At 55.0% G+C, this 19,660-nt stretch carries 17 protein-coding genes and 1 pseudogene; 2 read left to right on the forward strand and 16 right to left on the reverse strand.

Going from position 1 to position 19,660, the window contains the following annotated elements; translation table 11 throughout:
• Window positions 1-23 precede the first annotated feature (23 nt).
• Window positions 24-944: an electron transfer flavoprotein subunit alpha/FixB family protein gene (locus ACN0SC_RS04905; protein WP_417248559.1), complete on the forward strand. Its 921-nt coding sequence runs from the start codon at window positions 24-26 to the stop codon at window positions 942-944.
• 732 nt (window positions 945-1,676) lie between these two features.
• Window positions 1,677-2,882 (forward strand): sugar transferase, encoded by a 1,206-nt coding sequence (locus tag ACN0SC_RS04910; protein ID WP_417248560.1) that lies wholly within the window; start codon window positions 1,677-1,679, stop codon window positions 2,880-2,882.
• Window positions 2,883-2,926: 44 nt separating this feature from the next.
• On the opposite strand, the gene ACN0SC_RS04915 is transcribed toward ACN0SC_RS04910, so the two are convergent.
• The 16 genes and pseudogenes from ACN0SC_RS04915 to ACN0SC_RS04990 all read right to left on the reverse strand — a co-directional run bounded on the left by ACN0SC_RS04915 (window position 2,927) and on the right by ACN0SC_RS04990 (window position 19,646).
• Window positions 2,927-4,042: a glycosyltransferase family 4 protein gene (locus ACN0SC_RS04915; protein WP_417248561.1), complete on the reverse strand. Its 1,116-nt coding sequence runs from the start codon at window positions 4,040-4,042 to the stop codon at window positions 2,927-2,929.
• Entirely contained in the window at window positions 4,039-5,055 is a 1,017-nt protein-coding gene (galE, locus tag ACN0SC_RS04920) for a UDP-glucose 4-epimerase GalE (RefSeq protein ID WP_417248562.1), read from the reverse strand. Before galE ends, ACN0SC_RS04915 begins: the two co-directional genes overlap by 4 nt.
• A gap of 43 nt (window positions 5,056-5,098) precedes the next feature.
• Window positions 5,099-6,217: a glycosyltransferase family 4 protein gene (locus ACN0SC_RS04925; protein WP_417248563.1), complete on the reverse strand. Its 1,119-nt coding sequence runs from the start codon at window positions 6,215-6,217 to the stop codon at window positions 5,099-5,101.
• A 102-nt stretch (window positions 6,218-6,319) separates the two neighbouring features.
• Complete coding sequence (locus tag ACN0SC_RS04930; protein WP_417248564.1) at window positions 6,320-7,450, reverse strand: EpsG family protein; 1,131 nt, start codon at window positions 7,448-7,450, stop codon at window positions 6,320-6,322.
• A gap of 39 nt (window positions 7,451-7,489) precedes the next feature.
• A complete protein-coding gene (locus ACN0SC_RS04935; RefSeq protein ID WP_417248565.1) occupies window positions 7,490-8,608 on the reverse strand; it encodes a glycosyltransferase in 1,119 nt (372 codons plus the stop codon).
• Window positions 8,609-9,634: an ATP-grasp domain-containing protein gene (locus ACN0SC_RS04940; protein WP_417248566.1), complete on the reverse strand. Its 1,026-nt coding sequence runs from the start codon at window positions 9,632-9,634 to the stop codon at window positions 8,609-8,611. It abuts the gene before it with no gap.
• A gap of 70 nt (window positions 9,635-9,704) precedes the next feature.
• Window positions 9,705-10,982 carry a lipopolysaccharide biosynthesis protein gene (locus ACN0SC_RS04945; RefSeq protein WP_417248567.1) on the reverse strand — a complete coding sequence of 426 codons (1,278 nt, stop codon included), beginning with the start codon at window positions 10,980-10,982 and terminating at the stop codon, window positions 9,705-9,707.
• A gap of 140 nt (window positions 10,983-11,122) precedes the next feature.
• A pseudogene (locus tag ACN0SC_RS04950) lies at window positions 11,123-11,224 on the reverse strand (UDP-glucuronate 5-epimerase); the annotation flags it as partial.
• Between the two features lie 10 nt (window positions 11,225-11,234).
• On the reverse strand, window positions 11,235-11,558 hold the full coding sequence (locus ACN0SC_RS04955) for a MarR family EPS-associated transcriptional regulator (RefSeq protein ID WP_417248568.1): 324 nt from the start codon (window positions 11,556-11,558) through the stop codon (window positions 11,235-11,237).
• Window positions 11,559-12,031: 473 nt separating this feature from the next.
• Entirely contained in the window at window positions 12,032-13,030 is a 999-nt protein-coding gene (locus ACN0SC_RS04960) for an SIS domain-containing protein (protein ID WP_417248569.1), read from the reverse strand.
• Between the two features lie 19 nt (window positions 13,031-13,049).
• Window positions 13,050-13,985 carry a glucokinase gene (locus ACN0SC_RS04965; protein WP_417248570.1) on the reverse strand — a complete coding sequence of 312 codons (936 nt, stop codon included), beginning with the start codon at window positions 13,983-13,985 and terminating at the stop codon, window positions 13,050-13,052.
• Window positions 13,978-15,231 carry a Gfo/Idh/MocA family protein gene (locus ACN0SC_RS04970; RefSeq protein ID WP_417248571.1) on the reverse strand — a complete coding sequence of 418 codons (1,254 nt, stop codon included), beginning with the start codon at window positions 15,229-15,231 and terminating at the stop codon, window positions 13,978-13,980. Before ACN0SC_RS04970 ends, ACN0SC_RS04965 begins: the two co-directional genes overlap by 8 nt.
• Window positions 15,228-16,253 carry a LacI family DNA-binding transcriptional regulator gene (locus ACN0SC_RS04975; protein WP_417248572.1) on the reverse strand — a complete coding sequence of 342 codons (1,026 nt, stop codon included), beginning with the start codon at window positions 16,251-16,253 and terminating at the stop codon, window positions 15,228-15,230. The genes ACN0SC_RS04970 and ACN0SC_RS04975 overlap by 4 nt, the downstream gene beginning before the upstream one ends.
• The gene (locus ACN0SC_RS04980; RefSeq protein ID WP_417248573.1) at window positions 16,253-17,197 is read right to left on the reverse strand and encodes an ABC transporter permease; all 945 of its coding nucleotides are present in this window, start codon (window positions 17,195-17,197) and stop codon (window positions 16,253-16,255) included. Before ACN0SC_RS04980 ends, ACN0SC_RS04975 begins: the two co-directional genes overlap by 1 nt.
• On the reverse strand, window positions 17,194-18,153 hold the full coding sequence (locus ACN0SC_RS04985) for an ABC transporter permease (RefSeq protein ID WP_417248574.1): 960 nt from the start codon (window positions 18,151-18,153) through the stop codon (window positions 17,194-17,196). The genes ACN0SC_RS04980 and ACN0SC_RS04985 overlap by 4 nt, the downstream gene beginning before the upstream one ends.
• Entirely contained in the window at window positions 18,150-19,646 is a 1,497-nt protein-coding gene (locus ACN0SC_RS04990) for a sugar ABC transporter ATP-binding protein (RefSeq protein WP_417248575.1), read from the reverse strand. The genes ACN0SC_RS04985 and ACN0SC_RS04990 overlap by 4 nt, the downstream gene beginning before the upstream one ends.
• Window positions 19,647-19,660: the final 14 nt, after the last annotated feature.

The following is a 19,660-nucleotide window of genomic DNA, read 5'->3' on the forward strand; positions in this document are numbered from 1 at the left end:
CTCAAAGAGGAGGGCCTTGTCTGATGTCCGTTCTTCTTCTCGCTGAAGTCTCTGGCGGCGAATTGTCCGTCGATGCAACCGCCAAGGCCGTGACCGCATCTGCCGCGCTCGGCGATGTCACCGTGCTCGTGTGTGGCCCGCAAGCCGCTGCGGAGACGGCGGCGAAAATCGACGGGGTGGCCAAGGTGCTGCTCGCCGATGACGCGGCCTATGCGCATGGTCTGGCCGAGAATGTCGCTGATCTGATCGTCTCGCTTGCGGATGGCGTCACGCATATCACCGCGCCCGCCACGACCACGGGCAAGAACGTGCTTCCTCGCGTGGCCGCCCTGCTTGATGTGATGGTGATCTCTGACGTGATCGAAGTTGTCGACGCCGACACCTTCAAGCGCCCCGTCTATGCGGGCAACGCTGTGCAAACCGTGAAATCGGGCGATGCGACCAAGGTCATCTCTCTGCGCACATCGACCTTTGATGCGGCCGGCGAGGGTGGCTCGGCCTCCGTCGAGGCTGCTTCTGGCGCGGGCGACAAGGGCCTGTCGCGCTTCGTCGAGGACAAGGTTGCCGAAAGCGACCGTCCCGAACTGACCTCCGCCAAGGTGGTGGTTTCTGGAGGGCGTGGTGTCGGCTCCGAAGAGGACTTCGCGATCATCTCCGCGCTGGCGGACAAACTCGGCGGCGCCGTGGGCGCCTCGCGTGCCGCGGTCGACAGCGGCTTTGCCCCCAACGACTGGCAGGTTGGCCAGACCGGCAAGGTCGTCGCCCCAGACCTCTATATCGCCGCAGGCATCTCCGGTGCGATCCAGCACCTCGCAGGCATGAAAGACAGCAAGGTCATCGTCGCCATCAACAAGGACGAAGAAGCCCCGATCTTCCAAGTTGCCGACTACGGCCTCGTGGCAGACCTCTTCGACGCCGTGCCCGAGTTGACTGAGAAACTGTAAGAAAACGTAGCTGTGCTGTCCCCAACCGCTACGTCGTCCGCCTCTATCCGCTTCGAAAAAGCTGCCTCGGATAGAGGCGGACAACTTTAACTCAGGTAGATCCTGCACCAGTTTTTAGCTGTCTCGCGTTTCATCTTCTGAGTGGATAGGCGGGGCTACCTTATTGGTCATCGATGCATGTAAGCTGCAGTGCTCGCGGTCTCAATAGGAGAGACGAAAAAGGTCTCCTAAGAGCTTTGCCTCCCCCTTTTATGAAAGCGGTTGTGGCATCTGCGGTAGGGATCGGAGCTAGTTTCGCCAGAGATTTACAACTGATTGATTTTGCGTAACTTTTTTCTTCGCTGTTGATGGCCGTTTGCCTGATTTGTGAGACATTTGTGAGACGGCTGTGAGACCGTTCCCGTAATGTTCATGTTTTACTTTAGGAGGCGCGTTGCCGATGGTCTAGGAAAAGTTTGGTGGTTTGAGCGTTCGATGCCTCAGATATCCTCCATGCCGACGGTCAGCGGACGGCAGAAATGGAGCATAAGAAGACTTGATACTCTTGGGCCCAACTGTACTTTAGGGATCAGCGAGGTGGTCCGTTCGTGGTCGTCGCGGCATTAAGAAATTGGGCACTCGAATGCACAACTGTTTGTTGTCACCGTGAGAAATTTCATGCAACTACGAAACGCTAAATTTACCATGGAAGTCTAAACGGTGTAGTTTGGTAAAGAAAAAGAGTAGTGTTTGATGAAACTAGTAATAACAGGCGCATCAGGTTTTTTGGCGGGTGAGTTGATACCATTCTTGCGCAACAATGGTCATGATCTCGTCCTTGTCAGTGGTAGATTCGGCGTCTTATCGGAGAAGTATCCCGATTTGGTTTGCGTGGACTATGCGGATTTCGACAACCATCTAGTCGATGCCGCATGCGTCTTGCATTTGGCAGTGCGACATAATGATCGTCAGGGCGATCTCTCTGCGTTTCGCGAGATCAATGTTGATCTTACGCTTTCTGTGTTGGAGGCGGCGAAGTCTGCAGGAGTGAAAAAGTTCATTTTTGCGTCCAGTTTGCATACTCTTGGTCTGTCCCCGCCGAGGAGTGATTACGCGCGTTCAAAAGCTGAGGCTGAAGAACTTGTGTTAAACGAAACTGGAATCGATGTATCGGTTCTGCATATGGCAGCGGTCCATGGCAGCAGATTTCGCGGAAAACTGGCAGTGCTGAACAAATGCCCGAAGATCCTGCTCAAACCAGCACTAACTTGCCTTGGAGCACTTCGCCCGACCGTTCACGTCGAAAAAGTTGCAGATCGAATTGAGGAAATTCTCTGTAACGACCGTTGCGGACCTCACTACTTGCACGACAATTTGCAAGACAACCCAGTATTCGTTTGGACCAAACGCACAATAGACTTGTTGTTCGCGTTATTCGTCTTTGTATTTCTGGGATGGCTCATGTTGCTCGTTTGGGTCGCCATTAAGCTGGATAGCCCAGGCCCAGGTTTCTTTATTCAAGAGCGCGTTGGCCGCAACGGAAAGACGTTCAACTGTTACAAGTTCCGAACAATGGCTCAGGGTACAACTCAAGCCGGTACGCATGAGGTATCCGCAGCTTCAATCACAAAGATTGGAAAAATTCTGCGCAGCACTAAAATCGACGAATTACCTCAAATTTTGAATATTGCTCGCAATGAAATTAGTCTGATTGGTCCCCGCCCTTGCTTGCCATCGCAGGCCGAACTGGTCGCGAAACGCCGCCAACTAGGTGTATTCGATGTCAAACCCGGCATTAGTGGCTTGGCGCAAATCCGAGACATCGACATGAGTACGCCCGACCGACTTGTTCAAGTCGATGCGCAATATGTCGCCCTGCAATGTCTGTCGTTAGATGTTAAAATTGCTCTGGCGACCGCGAAGGGTTCGGGGCAGGGCGATAAAGTCGTGCGCGATTGAGAAGTCTATCGCAGAGTCAGTTTCATTTTGGAGGGTTTTTCCCGTTATAGACCAAGAAAACTAAGTAGTTTGTCGTTTTGCGCATGAACATTAAATTGTTCTTCTGCCATTTTTCGACTTTCTGCGCCCATCGTAGCAATGTCTTCGGGTTGTTCGAGGAAATGACGCATGGCGGCGGCCAAGGCCACTGGGTCTCGGGGTGGAACCATGAACCCGTTTCGCCCATTGATGACCGTTTCGCGACAGCCCGGAACATCGGTTGTAATCACAGGCCGTCCTAGTGCCATTGCCTCTTGCGTGCTTAACGGTACGCCTTCGCGATAAGACGGAAGAACAAAAATGTTGGCCTTTTCGAACCATGGCTTGGATGGGACGTGACCTTTCCACTCAATCAGACCTTCAGCAACCCAAGCATCAACATCTGCTTGGGGGATTGCCGCTGGATTCTCGTCCCGTCCTCCCAATAATACGAAGCGTGCTTCTGGATAATCTGTTCGCAAGAGACGGGCGGCGGCAGCGAATTCACTTATACCTTTGTCGCGTAGCAATCTGGCGACAACAATAAACGTAACTTCATTTTTTGGCGGCGGCACAGGGGACCATGCGTCAAGATCGAGGCCAATACCTCCCAATAGATCTGTCTTTTCTGCGTCGACAAGCCGCCTCTCGATAAATTCCCGTCTGTCGTCTGGATTGAGGAATATTACGCGATTCAATCGTTTCAGGGTGAAACGGGACAATAGCGTGATCGCTTTTTGTACACGCTCACGACGCCTATCGACTGAAGAGGTCGATGTGAACGCAAATCCCAATCCTTCTATCAATCCATAACGCCGAGGAACTCGCGCAAACCAAGCTGCAATTGCCCCATAAATCACAGGCTTAATGAAGTAGGCAAAGCAAACATCTGGCTTATGTTTGAGCAGCAATCGCCAAAGCTCGAAAATCACAGCCAATTCTCGAAGGGGATTTAGACCTGATCGCGACATTGATGTCTCTATTGGTGTTACGCCCATAGCGACCAAGTCGTTGCGGGTGAGTTCATCAATGTTCGGTGCAAAAGTTAGAACTTCATATCCGCGTTTGCACATCTCAGTAAGTAATGGACCTCGGAAGTTCAGGAGTGATGACGCTTGACTCGTTACCACTGCAATTTTCATTTGTTGTACCCTTTCGGATTCTGCTCCTGCCAGCGCCAGTGATCTGTCAGCATATCGCTTAGCCCGCGTTTTGCTTTCCAGCCCAAGTCAGTCGCCGCGCGCGAAGGATCGGCCCAGCATTGCGCTGTGTCTCCAGGGCGCCGTGAAGCAATGCGCTTGGGAAGCGGTTTGCCAGTGATGTTTTCCAGTTCTCGCACCACGTCGAGAACCGAGTGGCCGCGCCCTGTGCCAAGGTTCCAGACGCCAAAGCCAGAGTTCTTTGTGAGGAAATTCACTGCAGCCAGATGCCCCTCCGCAAGATCCATGACATGGATGTAGTCTCGTACGCCAGTGCCGTCCGGTGTGGGATAGTCATCTCCAAAGACAGCAAGGCTTTGACGCCGTCCCACGGCAACTTGCATGGCAAATGGAGCGAGGTTGGCGGGTTCTCCAAGAGGATCCTCTCCAATTTGACCGCTGGGATGGGCTCCGACGGGGTTGAAATACCGGAGGATCGCGACACTCCAGCGTTGGTCAGAGATGCATAGATCTTCAAAAACTTGTTCGACCATACGCTTGGTACGCGCATAGGGACTGGCCGCCTCGCCGGGGACGTTTTCTTCGGTCAACGGCATCTTTTCCTGGTCACCATAGACCGAGGCGGTCGAGCTGAACACAACGCGATACACACCCGCCTGTGCCATCGCTTTTGCCAGAGTGACACTGCCCCCGACATTCACATCGTAGTAGTCGAGCGGTTTCTGAACACTTTCACCGACGGCCTTTAGGCCAGCGAAGTGCAAAACTGCGTCAATTTTGTTGTCCTTGAAAATCTGTTCCAACATTGTCGCGTCACGGATGTCGCCTTCGTACAAAGAAAAATGACGTCCCGTTAACGCCTCAACGCGCGTTAATGCTTCCCTTGAACTGTTCGAAAAGTCATCAAGAACGATGGCGTCATGACCCGCTTCCAAACATGAGAGAAGAACGTGTGAGCCAATGTAACCGGCCCCACCTGTTAACAAGAGTTTCATACTATTCTCTACTGTGTGAGTTTATTTCTTCGAGTTGGTTCGCTTAACTGAACCACGTTTCGTGGTAGCTTTCCACCATCCGCTTGATCGAGAAATTCTCGGAAACGTGGCGGCGGGCAGCCTCGCGACGCTGTTCCCAATCTGGTCCCTGGCGCTCGGTGAGAAGGTCGGTGATTGCGTCAGCAAGGGCTTGTGGATTTCGCGTTGGCACGATCCTGCCCGTATCACCGATGATTGCTGCTGCGTCCCCTACATCAGTTGAAACACAGGGCGTGCCGCAGGCCATTGCTTCAGACAGAACGTTTGGAAATGCTTCGCCGAATGCCGAAGACATAATGTGTAGGTCCAGTGCATTCATCACGGACGGGATGTCATTGCGTCGTCCAAGTAGCAGAATGTCGTCATTGAGGCCTCGAACCGCTATCTCATCCACCAGGTCTTTGGTCTGGGTATCCAATCCCGTGCCAATCAGCAGGCATTTGGGATAATCCCCCTGCGCTTTCAGGATACTCAGTGCATTTAACAGGTTTGCGTGGTCTTTTTGTGGATCAAACCGCGCGACAAACCCGATGACTGGCTCGGTGGGAGAAAGTTCCAATTCTTGTCGCAGTTGGAGACCCGCCGTAGGATTTTGTTGGAAAATGGAGAGGTCATAGCCATTGGGAACAACACGCATGCGCGCGCGGTCATAACCGAGTTCCGCATGCACTTCGAAAGATTTTTTGGCGCAGCAAATTATGCGTCGGGGCACGATCCGAGAAAGTCGGGCACAGGCTTTCGCCACAAGAATTGTGCTTCGCGGACTTTCGGCGGGATCTAGTGTGGTGTGGTGGTTACCCCATACGATATTGCGTTGCCCTGCCAGCCGTGCCGTTACGCCCCCCAGCAGATCGGCGTGGTACATCCACGTCTGAATTGCATCGGGTTGCAGTTTGCGAATGAGGCGCCACAGCTTCCATAGGCCTCGCACACTGACCTTGCCCTGTTTCATGTTCAGGCAGGTAACGGGCACTCCAGCCTCCGTTAACATTGGGCCATATTTGCCAGCATCCATCAGCGAGACGACATGGTGCTGATACACATGATCATGGGTGCAGAGCCGATAGAGGACCGCCTCGGCGCCTCCGTCATTCAGGCCTGTGATGATGTGGAGAATTTTCATTTACGAATATACCCGTTTACTATTGATTTGAATTTGGCGATGTTGTGGCGTTGCAAAGAACCACATGACCAAGGGGCATTTTTCTGCTGATCTAAGACAGAACTACTGTGTTGACCAATTCGCGTTTGGAAGACCAAGCAGCCAAGACTGATAGGGAATGTAGCATTCCTTAAAATGCGACGACAGGCTTGTCCATGTCGTGAAGCCAAGCAACAGCACAACACAAGGAAGCGCCGCTTTCATCTGGCGATGTCGAATCTTCAGAAATGGAATTCTTGCGATAATCATTGCCTGCATTGGGATGAGATAATAGCCGAGGCGGTCTCCGATAATCGACGATAGGGGAAGCATGGCAATCATTAGAACCATAGCCATCGAAAATAGATGCGCCAGCGGGAAGTCTTCGGGAAACTGTCTGCGCCACACTTTGCGCAAAAAGACAATGAAGTACAAACCACTAATAAACAACAATCCAAGTCGGAAGCCCGCGCCGGCAGCCTCGTACCCAGAATCGACATATACATTCATTGCGCGCTCCGCCACTGATCCTGAGACCAGAAAGTACACCCCTGGAATAGCAAAAATGGCGGCCAAAAATATGCGAAGCCTAGTATATGAGCCCATCACGAGAGGGACGAGAAGTAAAAATATTGCCGCGCTAGAATGGAACCCTGTTGCGATGACGACCCAGACAGTGAACCAGATAGTCTTCTTGTCGATAAAGTGTGTTAAAGCGACGGAAATTAGACCGATTGCAGCACCTTGTCTTATCCCAGACATTGGCATGTTGATGATTAGGAATGGAAATAACAAGGCTAGAAAAGCGAGAGGGTTAGGTTGTCTGCGCGCAAGCGAGGCGATTCCGAAGAAAAATATTGCCGATGTAACGACGTGGACCGAAGGGTATGGGAGTTCGAGGTAGCGCAGAATGCGCACCGTCCCCCAATAAAGGGGTTCGCGTTCCGTCAACGTCCAATCTGGATATCGTACGCTTACATCCAAATATTGACCGAAGTATGAGGGCCAATCGCACCCTACTTCGAACCTGAATGCAGAAAAAACAAAGAGCAAGAATAGAGTAACGAGATAAAGTTGGTGAGATAATAAAGTTCTTGCTCCAACCGCGACAGGGAGAAGGAACAATCCATAGCATATAAGAATATAGATCAACCTTAGGGGTACTCCGTGGTGGCAGTGTGTGAGATACTGAGCCTTATAAAAAGGGGGCAGCACTGGGTAAGTGCGATCAAGTTTTCGATGGATGTTACCACCTTACGAGCGATCTCGTGGGGGAGGGCATAGCAGTGCAACATAAGCTTCAACCGCTAGCTCGCTACGAAAATCTTCTGCCCTCTTGCGAACGTCGGGCGGAGACGGGTCGTCTAGCGCGGCTGCCATGGCATTTGCGAGCGCATCGGCATCCCCAACGGGCACCAACCGCCCCCAGCGACCGCCTTCCAATATTTCGTTGGGGCCGGTGGGGCAGTCGGTACTAACCACACGCGCGCCGCAAGCCATGGCCTGCACCAGTACATTTGGAAAACCCTCATGCCGAGATGAAAGAACGAAAAGGTCGCATGCCGACATCCAACCAAACGGATTGTCTTTGAAGCCGACCAAATCAGTTTTATCCGCAATTCCTAGTTGCTCAGCGCACTGTTCAAGTTCTGGACGTAGCGGGCCTTCGCCCAATATGACAAGTCGAACTGACCTTCGCGAGTGAACAAGTGAAAACGCTTTCAAAAGTGTTTCGAAGTCCTTCTGCGGCGCCAAACGACCAACCGCTAGAATTACGGGAGGTTGACCATTGGCGAACCAAGGATGATCTGGTCGCTTTCGTGCCAATGGATCGAGGGCGGTGAAGTCAATGGGGTTGGGAATCGCAACTACTTTTTCGGATGGCAGGTGCAGCTCCTTGATTAACTCCTCCTTCATCGCTTGCGAGACAGCTATGACACCATCGGCGGCAGGATAGAAATGGCGCATCAGGGTACGTATAACCTTCCGAACAGTGCCGCCAGAGTCTGATGTTAGGCTGTTGCGCTCACTGACAATAAGTCGTGTCGAGCTTCGCGCCAGTTTGCGTGCGAGAATTGCGATGATGTTGGCATGGTTCAGGGCCGATAGCATCGCATCGGGACGTTCGCGTCGCAGGTAACGCGCGAGCGGCAGCAGACTGGCCAGCACCCGACCACGTTTCATATCGACGATGCGTACATTATCGGCAACTTCTGGGAGATACGGGCCAACAGCCTGAGTGAGCACCAAGTCCACCTGATGTCCTCGTGCAGCCATTCCGTTGGCAAGAATAACCATGATCCGCTCCGCCCCGCCACCACGCAGCGAGGGCACATAGATGGCGATGTGGCGGGAGTTGCTACGAGAGGACATTTAATGCGTCCCAATGCCAATAGTGGTCAGCAGATCTTCGAGCATAAAACGCTCTGGTGTGACTGGGGCTTCGTGCCAGATCAAAGAGCGATCCCAGTAGCCTGGGCACTTTCGATACGCATCTGCGCTGAATGTATAGCTCACCTCAACAATCAGCCACTTCCCGTCTCGCTGCACAAAATCGAAAGCACAACTCTGCGATCCTAGATTGGAGGTCACGTCGAACGCGATCTGTACGCAATCCAAAGGAATTACTGATCTGTCAAATACGATTTCACCGCTTCCTGAGGCTTTGAAGTCGCCCGTTCGGACCATCCTCTGTATCGCAAAGGCACGATCGCCGATGACGATCACCCGTATGTCGAATTTATTGTCGGGAATAAACTCTTGAAAATACACATAGTCCCTTTGCAATGGGTTCTTGGAATTTAGTTCATGAGGCACGATCGCCCTAAAAACTCCCCTACTAAGGTTCAAAAATGCGCTCAGGCTTCGGTCTCTCCTCAAGTGCCAAAGGCGTTCTTTCAATGCGTGAAAGCGCGAGTTTCCCCACCCTTTGGAAAAAGACCTTTTAATAATTCGGCGTGCATCGGCTTGCGTCTTTGCCAACTGCACGTTTTGAGACCCAGCTCCACCACGGAGTTTCCAAACCTTCGGGAAGGTGGCCGTGTTGACCCATTTTAGAGCCACTTCTTTTTCATAAAAAACATAGGTCGGAACAAGCGGTGCTCTCATAGCTTCCAATAGATACTTCTGGCCAACCTTGTCATCATAGTGCCAAGACGTTTTCGTGCTCGGAAAGACGGTGATCCCCATCTCTTCTACTGATGCGATCAATTGGCGAGCAAATAACTGAGCTCTAAAATCATGGTGTGGCCAATGCCAAAGCAGTGCGCGGCATCCTTTTAGCTGGCTGATGATTTCGGGGGCGAAGCAATCGACAGCTTTAAATGGAATGTCTTTCTCGCGACAATAGGCGATCCATTCGATAGCAAACTGTCCAGATTTTGTATGTATAGCGATCATACCGTATTTTCCATTCCCACTTGTAGGATCCGAATGCCGTTAAACAGTTTGAGTATCATGTCTCATTCGCTCAATGGTGTTCTGGAAGAGTTCCATTCCAACGTGCGCAACGCCGAAACAGTACAAGGATAAGCGCAACGTTTACTGCAACGCTGGTTAAGGAGAATGCCGCGACTGCGGTTCCTGCGTCTCCCCCTAACCATGCAATTGATAGCATTGCGGACACACGTGCAGCCAAACTGACTGTGTTCATAGTCAATAAAAGGTTTTGAGCCTTCACAACTGGAGCTATTCGGACGGCAGGAATATTTGCCAGTGCGACGCCTAGCCACACCGACATCCATCGCGCGTAGTTGCCAGCTTCTCTCCATTCTTCTCCAAAAGCGTAGGCAAAAACAGTGGGGGCAAACCACGCGCAACCGATGATTAGGGGGGCGAGCGCCATCAGTGCAATTGTGCTGCGAAGAAGCAGAGGAAGGAGAGATTGACCGCTCCTAGATAGTTCGGCGAAACGTGCGTAGAGTACATTCCCTACGGCCGCTCCAATTACATTCGAGGGCAAATGCAAGATACTCCGCGACAGTGCGTACAATCCCGCTGCCGTGGGTGAAAACAAGGCCGCGAGCAGCAACACTGGGACCGATTGCGACAGGGCGTTCAGCACATCGGTAGGCATCCGGTAGATCGGGAAATCGCGATGGATCTTTAATAGCTCAAGAGCTTTCTCTTTCGTGAGGGTTGGTGAGGGCTGTCGAAGTTCGATTGCGCCACTACGCAACATGACCGCTTTAACCGTTGGAGCGAGAGAGGTGACAACGACCAGAGCTGCCGCAATCGGTGCCCAAAGCCCTCCAAGAACCCGTGCGAGATTTGTTAGAAACGCTTGGAGAATCTCAACTCTTCCCACCAGCTTGAAAGCACCCAGTCTGGCGGCGCGAAAACTCATGACATCCTGATATGCGATACTGAGGAGCGCAAGCGGTAGAAACAGAATTAAAGCCCCAAGGCCGTCAGCGCCCAACAGTCGTGCAACTGTTTCGCCTCCTGCGATCAAGCCAATCCACAAAATGCCAGCGATACCCGCGGAAATTAAGAGAGACAGTCGCGCAAGTTGTCTAGCGTCATCCTCGTTGCTGGCGGTGATTATTGCCATTGGATATCGCAGAGCAATGACTGGGCTCAGAATGCCGACTAAGGAGAGAAACACCCCCTGCAGGCCAAAAACCTCTGGGCCATAGATGCGCGTGATCAGTGGTGAGAAGGCAACGACAATTACCTGTGCCGCAGCGGTGCCTGACGCGACCACCGCGATGTTCCTCACAAGTGTCGATGACCTTAGAAAACCCATTTATGCCATCTCAAGTGAAGTAAATGGTGCCACGAATGCTCTTTGGAAAAAGTGTAAACTTAGTTTCATAGCTTGCACACGCAGAACGATCCCACTTTCACCTCTTGGGTCACCTTCGAAAAGGTCTCCCCGTTTCCCAGATAGTCCGCCAAGGCGTCGAAGCCCTCGGCGAGAAGAAGTATTGCGAGGTGGAAGCTATTGAACCCCGCGGTTCCAGTGACCAATACTCTCCGTTTCGTCACGCTAATGTCCTCAATTCTGATCTCTTGCTGTGTCGGGAAGCTCTGAAGTCAGCGCCTCGATCTCCTCTCGAAGAGCCTCATACTCCGCCATTTTTCGCGCCAAAAAGGATCGTGTGAGGGCAGCGCGTTTCGCAATTCCCTTCGGCGTCAGAACGTATGCGTATCGCCGCTTGTCCTTCGAGGCCGTGAAATTCCCAAGCTTTACAAGCCCTTTGTCGACAAGGGCTTTGAGGACATAGTTGACACGCCCCACGCTAACACCAACGGCCTTTGCAAGATCGCGTTGCGACATCTCAGGATTTTCCTGAAGCAGCCGAAGGATGCGAAATTGCATGTCTTCTTGGAGTTTGGAACGGGTCATTGTGGCTGGGATTTTCGCAGGCTACCGCAGTAGCGCTGCCTTTGAGGCGCGCCCGATAGCGTTGTGGCGAGGTGCGAATAGATGCTCCATCGTTCAGATTTGAGCAGTAGCCAAACATGGGCGCGCGGGCAACCGTGAAAATTGCGTTCTTGTGCCAGGGTAAGGCGCGATCCCCGCGGGTAGCAGGCTGCTTTCCGACATATTCTTCAAGGAGAGGTCAGGGCTGTGGCGCTACAAGATGGTTGCGGGGGCGAATTCTCCGTTACTCGGCTGTTCCCATGTTCCCATGTTTCGATGAATGTCAGGAGTATTAGTCTGAGACTGTGCGGTGTAGGGGATCGCAATACAGCTGCCCTTCGCGTCACGATCTTATCCATTCAGGTTTCTGACGGGAACAGTGGGAACGCGGGAACGGTTTCAGACGGTTCCTTTAGCTTTCATCGTTCTCAGAGCGTTTGCGTCACCTTGGCCAGCAGGCTCGGGCTATCGGGGTTGATCCCGAGCGCGAGGGCTGCTTCAAGGATTTGCGGATAGAGATGTATTAGGAAGAATGCCGCCGAAAGGGCTTGGGGCAGGGGAGTCGCATGCTCCAGCGACAGACGCACCACCGTGCTCCCTGCACTTTCAAAGCGGTCATGGGCGAGGTCGAGACTGCCCGCGAGCGCAGGGGTCTCGTCGTCCAGAATGATGGTTAACAGGTCGGGGCCAGCAAGCTGCATCGGGCCGTGGATGATCTCGGAGGCCGAATAGGCTTCCGCGTGGATGCCACAGCATTCTTTGATCTTAAGCGCCACTTCCTGCGCCGCGCCGAATGTTGCCTGCCGCCCAACGACGAAGATGTGCTTTGATGCGGCGATCTTGGCGGGGAGGTCTGCGGCCTCGATGGATGTCGGAGGCGTGGAGGCGTCGAGTGTGGGCAGGATCGCGTCGATGCTGCGCGCATAGTCGGCGTCGGCAGAGGCGATAAGGGCCATGCCCGCCGCGATGGCGCCGACCACGGATTTTGTTGCGGGGACGGCCTTCTCTGGACCAGCATTGATGGCGATCCTGTGATGCGCCTGCGCTTCGACGGGAGAGCCTGCGACGTTGGTGATCGCGATGACCTGCGCGCCTGAGGTGGCGGCGCCTTTGGCGGCGGCGACGAGATCACCGCTGGCTCCAGATTGCGAGATGGCTATGGCGGTGCTGTCGTGGAACTCGACGCCATCGCCCACGGAAAACACCGATGGAGGGAGTGTCGTGGCGGGTACTTTCAAAACGCGCATGAACTCGTAATTGAGAACCGTCGCGGCGGCGTCGGACGAGCCGCGCGCGATGGAATAGATGGCGCGGGGACGCGGGGTCAGCAGGGGCTCAAGCGGGCGCGTGCCGAGGGTGCGCCGCAAGACATCGGCGGATTCTGCAGCTTCCGAGCGCATGAGGGCGCCGAATTCGGACGTGTTCATCGTGTTTCCTATCGTTCAGTCAGTGACGGAATTTGTGGGCGCAGCCGTGCAGGGCGGCATAGTCATCTTGGAGCAGGGCAACGGGCACCTGTGCCATCTCGTCTGTCATGCGCCCTTTCTGGCGGAAGGCCGTGAGGAATGGGCCGTCTGGCAGGGCAAGGATCGGCGCGAGCGCGCGACAGGGGCCGCCTGCAAGCCACACGCCGCCCTTTGCCCAAAAGGTCAGCGCCAGATCGCCTGCTGTCTGCCCGAGCATCCGCGCGAATTCCATGCAGGCCTGACGCGCCGTGGCATCACGACCATCAACGCCTGCGCGCAGCACGTCTGGCCCAGAGACTTCATCCACTGGCGTGTTCGAAAGATCGGCGTAGATCTCGCGGAATCCCTGACCTGATAGAAGCCGCTCATTCGAGCATCTGCCGTATCGCTCGGTCATCTTCTCGCGCAATCTCAGGTCGAAGTCGGTGATCGGAACAAAGGAGGCATGTCCTGCCTCGCAAATGGTCACAGATCCGTCCGTGAGATAGGCGGCACAGTTGAAGCCTGTTCCCGCGCCAAGGATCAGCCTGGTCTGGCTGGTGTCGAGGTCGCGCTCTGCGAGGGGCAGGGTGTCGAGCGATGCCATGTCCCCAAGCGCATATCCGAGTGCGGTAAAGTCATTGAGGAAGGTAACAGAGCGCACCGAGAAGGCGTCCATCAGTTCCCGTTTGTCCAGCACCCAATCCAGATTGGTGAGCGCCACGCGGTCGCCCTCGGCCGGAGCCGCGAGCGCAATGACCATCCCCTCCAACGCATCAAAGCGACCGCTTTGATAACGCTGGATCTGGGCAATGAGGTGGGGCACATCCGCGTTCTCGTAAGATGCGATGTTGGTCCTGTCCACGACACCGTCGCGCATCAGACCAAGACGGCAATTCGTCCCCCCCAAGTCACATAACAGAACGGGATCAAGCATCGGGACTTGCAACCCGCGCCACGACGGGCACGTAGTCCTCGATTGCCTCGTCGGGGAAGTTGACCGTGCGTCCGAGTTCTGCCGACATGTAAAGACCCATCAGGATCTCGACGACGGCCAGACCGTCATGGAATGTCTCGGACGGCATTTGCCCCTTGCGGAAGGCGTCGACCATATGACGGTTCTCGTCGGTGTAGCCGTAGACCCCAGCCTCGTCCTCGAGGACTGGCATGAGCCCTTGCTCTGAGTTCTGTTTCTCGACGAGATCCTCTCCTTCTTCACCGGTAACGCGGCGGGACATGAACACTTTAAGACCGGTGTCCAGTGAATTGAATTCCATCGCGTATTCTGGTCCGAGAAGTTCGAGTTGGATGCGCAGGCCTGCGCCAACATAGGCCCAGCTTGTTGTGGCTTCGATGACCAGTTCATTGCCGCTTTCATCTTCGAGGATCACGCGGCCAGAGGCGAAGTCCTCGCTCGGGCGGTTTAGGTAGTCGACGCCCGATCCGAAGCGCTCGGTGAGTTCATTCGCGTAATCGGGACGCGACCATTTCAGGGTGGCAACCGTGCCGTTCACGGCTTTGACCTTCAGGCTTTCGCGGGGCTTGTCAGGGTCGGTCAGCATGTGGCGCGCGGCCTCGACGCTGTGGCACATCATGTCCGACAGTGCGCCGCCGCCCTGTTTGTCGCCTTGCCAGAACCACGGTGCGTGGGGGCCAGAATGCTCCTCGGTCGCGCGGGCAATATAGGGACGTCCTGTCGTGCGCGCGGCCCGTCGCCAGATGATTTCCTTGCCGCGCAGAACCGGTGTGCAGAACACCTGATTTTCGAGGTAGCCATGCAAGAGATTTGCCTCTTCCACAAGGCGTACCATTTCGCGGGCTTCGCGGACGGTGCGGGCCAGTGGCTTTTCACAAGCGACCGCCCTGATCGTTGAGCGTCCCGCGATCACTTCGTCTCTGATAGTGCGCATAACGTCGAGGCGCGTATGGTTGGGCGACAGAATCCAGATAGCATCCACTGTGTCTGACTGGCAGAGCGCTTCGAGACTTTCGAAGCCGACGCAGGGGCCGAGGTCGAGTTCTTGGCTCAGGGCGGTAATGCGGTCACGGTTCTCGGCGCTGCGGGAATAGACACCAACGACGTTTACGTTTCGAACCCCAATCATGGACCGCAGGTGAAATTCGGCAATGAATCCTGTGCCGACAATGGCGATGTTCAATGTGGGTTTGGACTGGAGCGTCATGTTTCTTTCTCCTGCTTCATATTCGAGTTTGAGGGCGCACCGGTTGTGGCGCGTTCGACCAAATGGGTTGGAAAGAGCTGCTGGCCGCATAGTGCGTCGCCGTTGAGTTGCGCGAGAAGGGTGGTCATGGCGCATTGCCCGATGTCGGCGCGAGGCTGGCTGACGGTTGTCAGTGCGGGAAAGACCGCGCGGCTGAGATAGATATCATCGAGCCCGACCACCGAGAGATCCTGCGGGATTCGCAGGCCGCGTTCCTGAGCGGTACTCAGGACGCCAATTGCCATTTCGTCGTTGGAGGCAAAGATTGCCGTGGGCGGCTCGGGTAGGTCGAGTAGGGTATCTGTGGCAACTTTCGCCGCCTCGAAATTGTAGTCACCGCGTTGCTGGTAGTCCTCGCGCAGTGGGATGTCGTGCGCGGCGAGAGCGGCGCGGAACCCTTTGTCCCGCTTCTCGCTCATGCCTTCGCCAACGGGGCCGCGAATATGCGCGATCCTGCTGTGGCCGAGCCCGACCAGATGATCCACGGCTTGTCGCACGGCCGCGGCGTTGTCGATGAGGACCTGTGAAATCTCCTCGCTGTCGATGCCTTCAAGAGCCACGACAATATTGCGCGTGTTGATTTCCTTTTTGTCAGGAAGGTTGCCCGTCATCAGGATCATTCCGTCGGCATGGCCATCGTGTAGCATCTCGAAGCAGTTTTGCTCGCGTTCTGCCTTTCCATCGGTATTCACCATCAATGCCGAATACCCTTGCTCGCGCGCCACTGCCTCCACGCCCTTGAATACCTCCAGGTAGAAGGGGTTTCCGATGTCGCGCACGGCGACCAGAATTGACATTGACCGCTGTGTGCGAAGTGAGCGTGCTTGCACGTTCGGGCGATAGTTCATTTCCGCGGCCTTTTGCCGGATCAGTGACAGTTTCGGTTCCGCCACGAGCCCCGATGAGGACAGGGCACGGCTCACAGTTGCTGGCGCGATGTTCAATTCGCGTGCGATGTCTTTGATGCGTGTTTTGGGTGCCATCAGTTTCTCAGGTTCTTTTCGCGTCCGTAGAGGAAGAGCAGCAACAACAGGGTCGCGCCGAAGATGAATTGCCGCCCTGACTCTTCGATATTGAGTGTCGTAAGGATGCTTTGAAGGACAACGAGCATTACCGCGCCGACCATAGTGCCGGTGTAGCCGCCTCGACCACCTGCCAGAGGGGTGCCGCCGAGAACAACGGCAATGATGGAGGCGAGCATGTATTGTTGTCCGACGTTGGCAAAGGAGGAACCCGAATAGCCGAGGATGCAAAGCCCTGTCACCGCGGAAAACATCCCTGCGAAAACATAGAGGCGGACACGGGTCCAGCGCACTTTCACGCCAACATTTCTCGCGACAGGTTCGTTTGCACCGATGGCGAAGAAACGCATCCCCAGAACCGTTTTGTTGAGCAGGAAGAACATCAACAGTCCGATTGCGATCCAGAGCCAGATGATACCAGGAAGCCAGAGAAGCTGCGGCTTGGACACAAATTCCGCAAGCATAGGGGCTGCACGTCCCGAGGGGATACCCTGCCGCACAACGACCAGAAGGCCTTCGAGAACGCCGAGCATTCCGAGGGTCATTACCAATGGCGGAATGCGCAACAGTGTGACGCCCAGACCATTGAGGAGGCCGAAGAAGGCTCCCGCGCCAAGGCAGGCAACGAGGGCAGGGAGGATGCCTGCATTGCTGCCGTCCATAATGTTCCCGCCGATCAGTGCGGAGATCGAAATGACGCCGCCCACGGAGAGGTCAATGCCTTCGCGGCCGCCCAGAATGACGAGGTTTTGTCCCGCCGCCACGATGCCGAGAAGGGCGGAGACGATCAGAAGGCTTTGCAATTGCTGCAAGGATGCAAAGCCGGGGGACAGCGTTTCGCCAAGCACCAGAAGAGCAAGAACAAGAGCACTGGAGATGGTGATGGGGTGTTGTAGGAACTTCATGACTGAACTCTCCGGCTAACAAATATCCCGATCATAAGGGCCACCAGAATGGTCAAGCCTTGCGCGAGGTTTTGCCATTCAGACGGGGTGCCAAGAAAGAAGACCAGACTGTTTATCAGGCCGATCGCAAGGGCGCCGAAGACGGAGCCAAGCATTGAGCCCGAGCCTCCGGCTAGAGCGGTCCCACCAAGCACGGTTGCGGCAACGGAGTTGAGTGTGATCGCCGCACCAACATTCGGGTCTCCGCTGGCAGTATCTCCTGTGATGCAGAGGGCTGCGAGTGCCGCGAAGACACCGCACATGATGTATCCCTTGATGCGAATGGCCGTAACGGGAAGGCCCGATTGATAGGCTGCCTTTTGGTCATCCCCGACCGTAAGGATCTGCAGGATCAACTTTGTGCGCACGAGGTAAGCGATCAATCCCAGAAGGCCGATGGCAATCAAAAAGACCACCGGCACGCCGAGAAATTTCGCACCATATGCGCGCCAGAAAATGGCCGGAGCAGGCACTCCCGCGACTGGCATGACCCAAAGCGCACAGCCAGCAAACACGATCGAAGACGCGAAGGTGGCAACAATGGCCTGAAGGCGTAGCCTCACGACCAGAAGCCCGTTGAGAAGCCCACATGCCGCCCCGACGGAAAGGCCCGCCGCTATGGCGAGCAGGACGGACGAAAGACCGCCCCCCATTGAGTCCATTATCGTGACGACGATGACATTCACCAAACCCAGAATGGCGCCCACGGAAAGGTCGATGTCGCCTGCGAAAACGACGATGGTTTGCGCAACCGCAAGGAACATTAGGGCGAGGTATGTGCTGATCAACCCTTTGAGCGCGAACATTTTCAGGCTGTTCGGTTCGGTGACGCCGTTCAGGATGAAAACAGCGGCAAGGATTGCGAGTGCGGGCAGGAAGGTAAGTTTTCCTCGCCGACTTTTGGTGAATAAGGTCATTGGGCCGCCTCGAATGCTGCTTGGGTGAGTTTCGTTTTCGTGCGGTCTGCCCCGGTGAGCTCCTTGCAGACCTCCCCGTTGTTGAACACGAGAATGCGATCTGAGTTTGCGAGAAGTTCGGCGTCTTCGGAGGAGTAGAGAATGATGGATAGGCCGCTTTGCGCCAACTCGCGGATGAGGTCGAACAGCTCTATTTTGGTCGAAATATCAATGCCCTTGGTCGGATCATCGAGCAGAAGGACATCGGGTTTGTCGGTGAGCCATCGGGAGATGATGACCTTTTGTTGGTTGCCGCCAGACAGGGCGTCTATTGATGCACTCAGTCCCTCGTATTTGGTCGAGAGGTGGGACAGGGCCGTCTTGGCGGATTTCGATTGCGGGCCCGAGCGCAGGAACATGGTTCCGCGCTTCAGAAGGCTGATGGGGGTGACGTTTTCGAGGATCGTGCGTCCCGTGATAGCGCCGTCATTGCGCCTGTCGCCCGAAACATAGGCCATCCCTTGAAGAATGGCGGTGCGCGGCGATTTGAGGTTGAGGGTTTTTCCGTCGAGGTGAACGGTCCCTGTCGCGCGGGTCAGGCCTGCGAGGCTGCGAAGCAGGTCGGATTGTCCCTGCCCATGTAGCCCGCCAAGGCCGAGGATCTCGCCGCGCTTCAATTCGAATGAGGTGGGCTTCAGTTTGCCTGAGCTGAGATTATGAACCGTCATATGAACATCTGTCGCCACAGGCCTGTCAGGTGCGGCGGCGAACCCATCATGGTCCTGCTCAATCCCGACCATCTGCGCCACAAGATGCTTTTGGGATGTTTCAGAGATTCTCGAAGAGTAGACCGTTTTGCCATCCCGGATCACCGTGACGCGATCACCGATATCAAAGACCTCCTCCATCCGGTGCGAGATGAAGATGATGGAAGCGCCGTCGGCTTTTCGCCGTTCTATCTCGTTGAAGAAGGCTTCTGACTGGCTGCGGTCCAGTGCCGAGGTGGGTTCGTCGAAAATAAGGATGTCGCCACCCGAATGAAAGGTTTTCATGATTTCGATCATCTGGCGCTGGTCGGCGCGCAGCTGCCCAACGGGCGTATCAAGATCGAAGGCCGCGCCCATCACTTCCGCGAATGGTTCCAGCGCGCTTTTCGCCTGTTCCTGTATGCTCTTCCTGTCGAGCAGGCCCCGACGAGCGGGCAGGGCATTAAGCACGATATTCTCCGCCGCCGTGCGATTGTTGGACAGGCTGAGTTCCTGAAAGAAAATCGACACGCCGAGTTTGCGGGCATCCGACGGGCTCTTGATGTTGACAGCCTTACCATTCAGAGAAATCGTCCCGCTATCCGCCTCAACGGAACCCGCGATGATCTTGCAAAGCGTGCTTTTGCCCGAGCCGTTCGAGCCGACGAGCATGTGTACTTCGCTGGAATGTAGCGAGAGGTTCCCTTCCTTCAGGGCCTGCGTCGCACCGAAGGACTTCGTCATTTGGGAAAGTTCAAGGTGTGGCATGTGCGCTCCGGGCA

Source organism: Celeribacter sp., assembly GCF_048261515.1.
Taxonomy (GTDB): Bacteria; Pseudomonadota; Alphaproteobacteria; order Rhodobacterales; family Rhodobacteraceae; genus Celeribacter.

Coding starts and splice junctions, on each gene's coding strand:
- ACN0SC_RS04960 (WP_417248569.1), bottom strand. CDS start 13,030: ATGAACACGTCCGAATTCGGCGCCCTCATGCGCTCGGAAGCTGCAGAA.
- ACN0SC_RS04940 (WP_417248566.1), bottom strand. CDS start 9,634: ATGATCGCTATACATACAAAATCTGGACAGTTTGCTATCGAATGGATC.
- ACN0SC_RS04975 (WP_417248572.1), bottom strand. CDS start 16,253: ATGGCACCCAAAACACGCATCAAAGACATCGCACGCGAATTGAACATC.
- ACN0SC_RS04990 (WP_417248575.1), bottom strand. CDS start 19,646: ATGCCACACCTTGAACTTTCCCAAATGACGAAGTCCTTCGGTGCGACG.
- ACN0SC_RS04985 (WP_417248574.1), bottom strand. CDS start 18,153: ATGACCTTATTCACCAAAAGTCGGCGAGGAAAACTTACCTTCCTGCCC.
- ACN0SC_RS04980 (WP_417248573.1), bottom strand. CDS start 17,197: ATGAAGTTCCTACAACACCCCATCACCATCTCCAGTGCTCTTGTTCTT.
- ACN0SC_RS04925 (WP_417248563.1), bottom strand. CDS start 6,217: ATGAAAATTCTCCACATCATCACAGGCCTGAATGACGGAGGCGCCGAG.
- ACN0SC_RS04905 (WP_417248559.1), top strand. CDS start 24: ATGTCCGTTCTTCTTCTCGCTGAAGTCTCTGGCGGCGAATTGTCCGTC.
- ACN0SC_RS04910 (WP_417248560.1), top strand. CDS start 1,677: ATGAAACTAGTAATAACAGGCGCATCAGGTTTTTTGGCGGGTGAGTTG.
- ACN0SC_RS04915 (WP_417248561.1), bottom strand. CDS start 4,042: ATGAAAATTGCAGTGGTAACGAGTCAAGCGTCATCACTCCTGAACTTC.
- ACN0SC_RS04935 (WP_417248565.1), bottom strand. CDS start 8,608: ATGTCCTCTCGTAGCAACTCCCGCCACATCGCCATCTATGTGCCCTCG.
- ACN0SC_RS04970 (WP_417248571.1), bottom strand. CDS start 15,231: ATGACGCTCCAGTCCAAACCCACATTGAACATCGCCATTGTCGGCACA.
- ACN0SC_RS04965 (WP_417248570.1), bottom strand. CDS start 13,985: ATGCTTGATCCCGTTCTGTTATGTGACTTGGGGGGGACGAATTGCCGT.
- galE (WP_417248562.1), bottom strand. CDS start 5,055: ATGAAACTCTTGTTAACAGGTGGGGCCGGTTACATTGGCTCACACGTT.
- ACN0SC_RS04945 (WP_417248567.1), bottom strand. CDS start 10,982: ATGGGTTTTCTAAGGTCATCGACACTTGTGAGGAACATCGCGGTGGTC.
- ACN0SC_RS04955 (WP_417248568.1), bottom strand. CDS start 11,558: ATGCAATTTCGCATCCTTCGGCTGCTTCAGGAAAATCCTGAGATGTCG.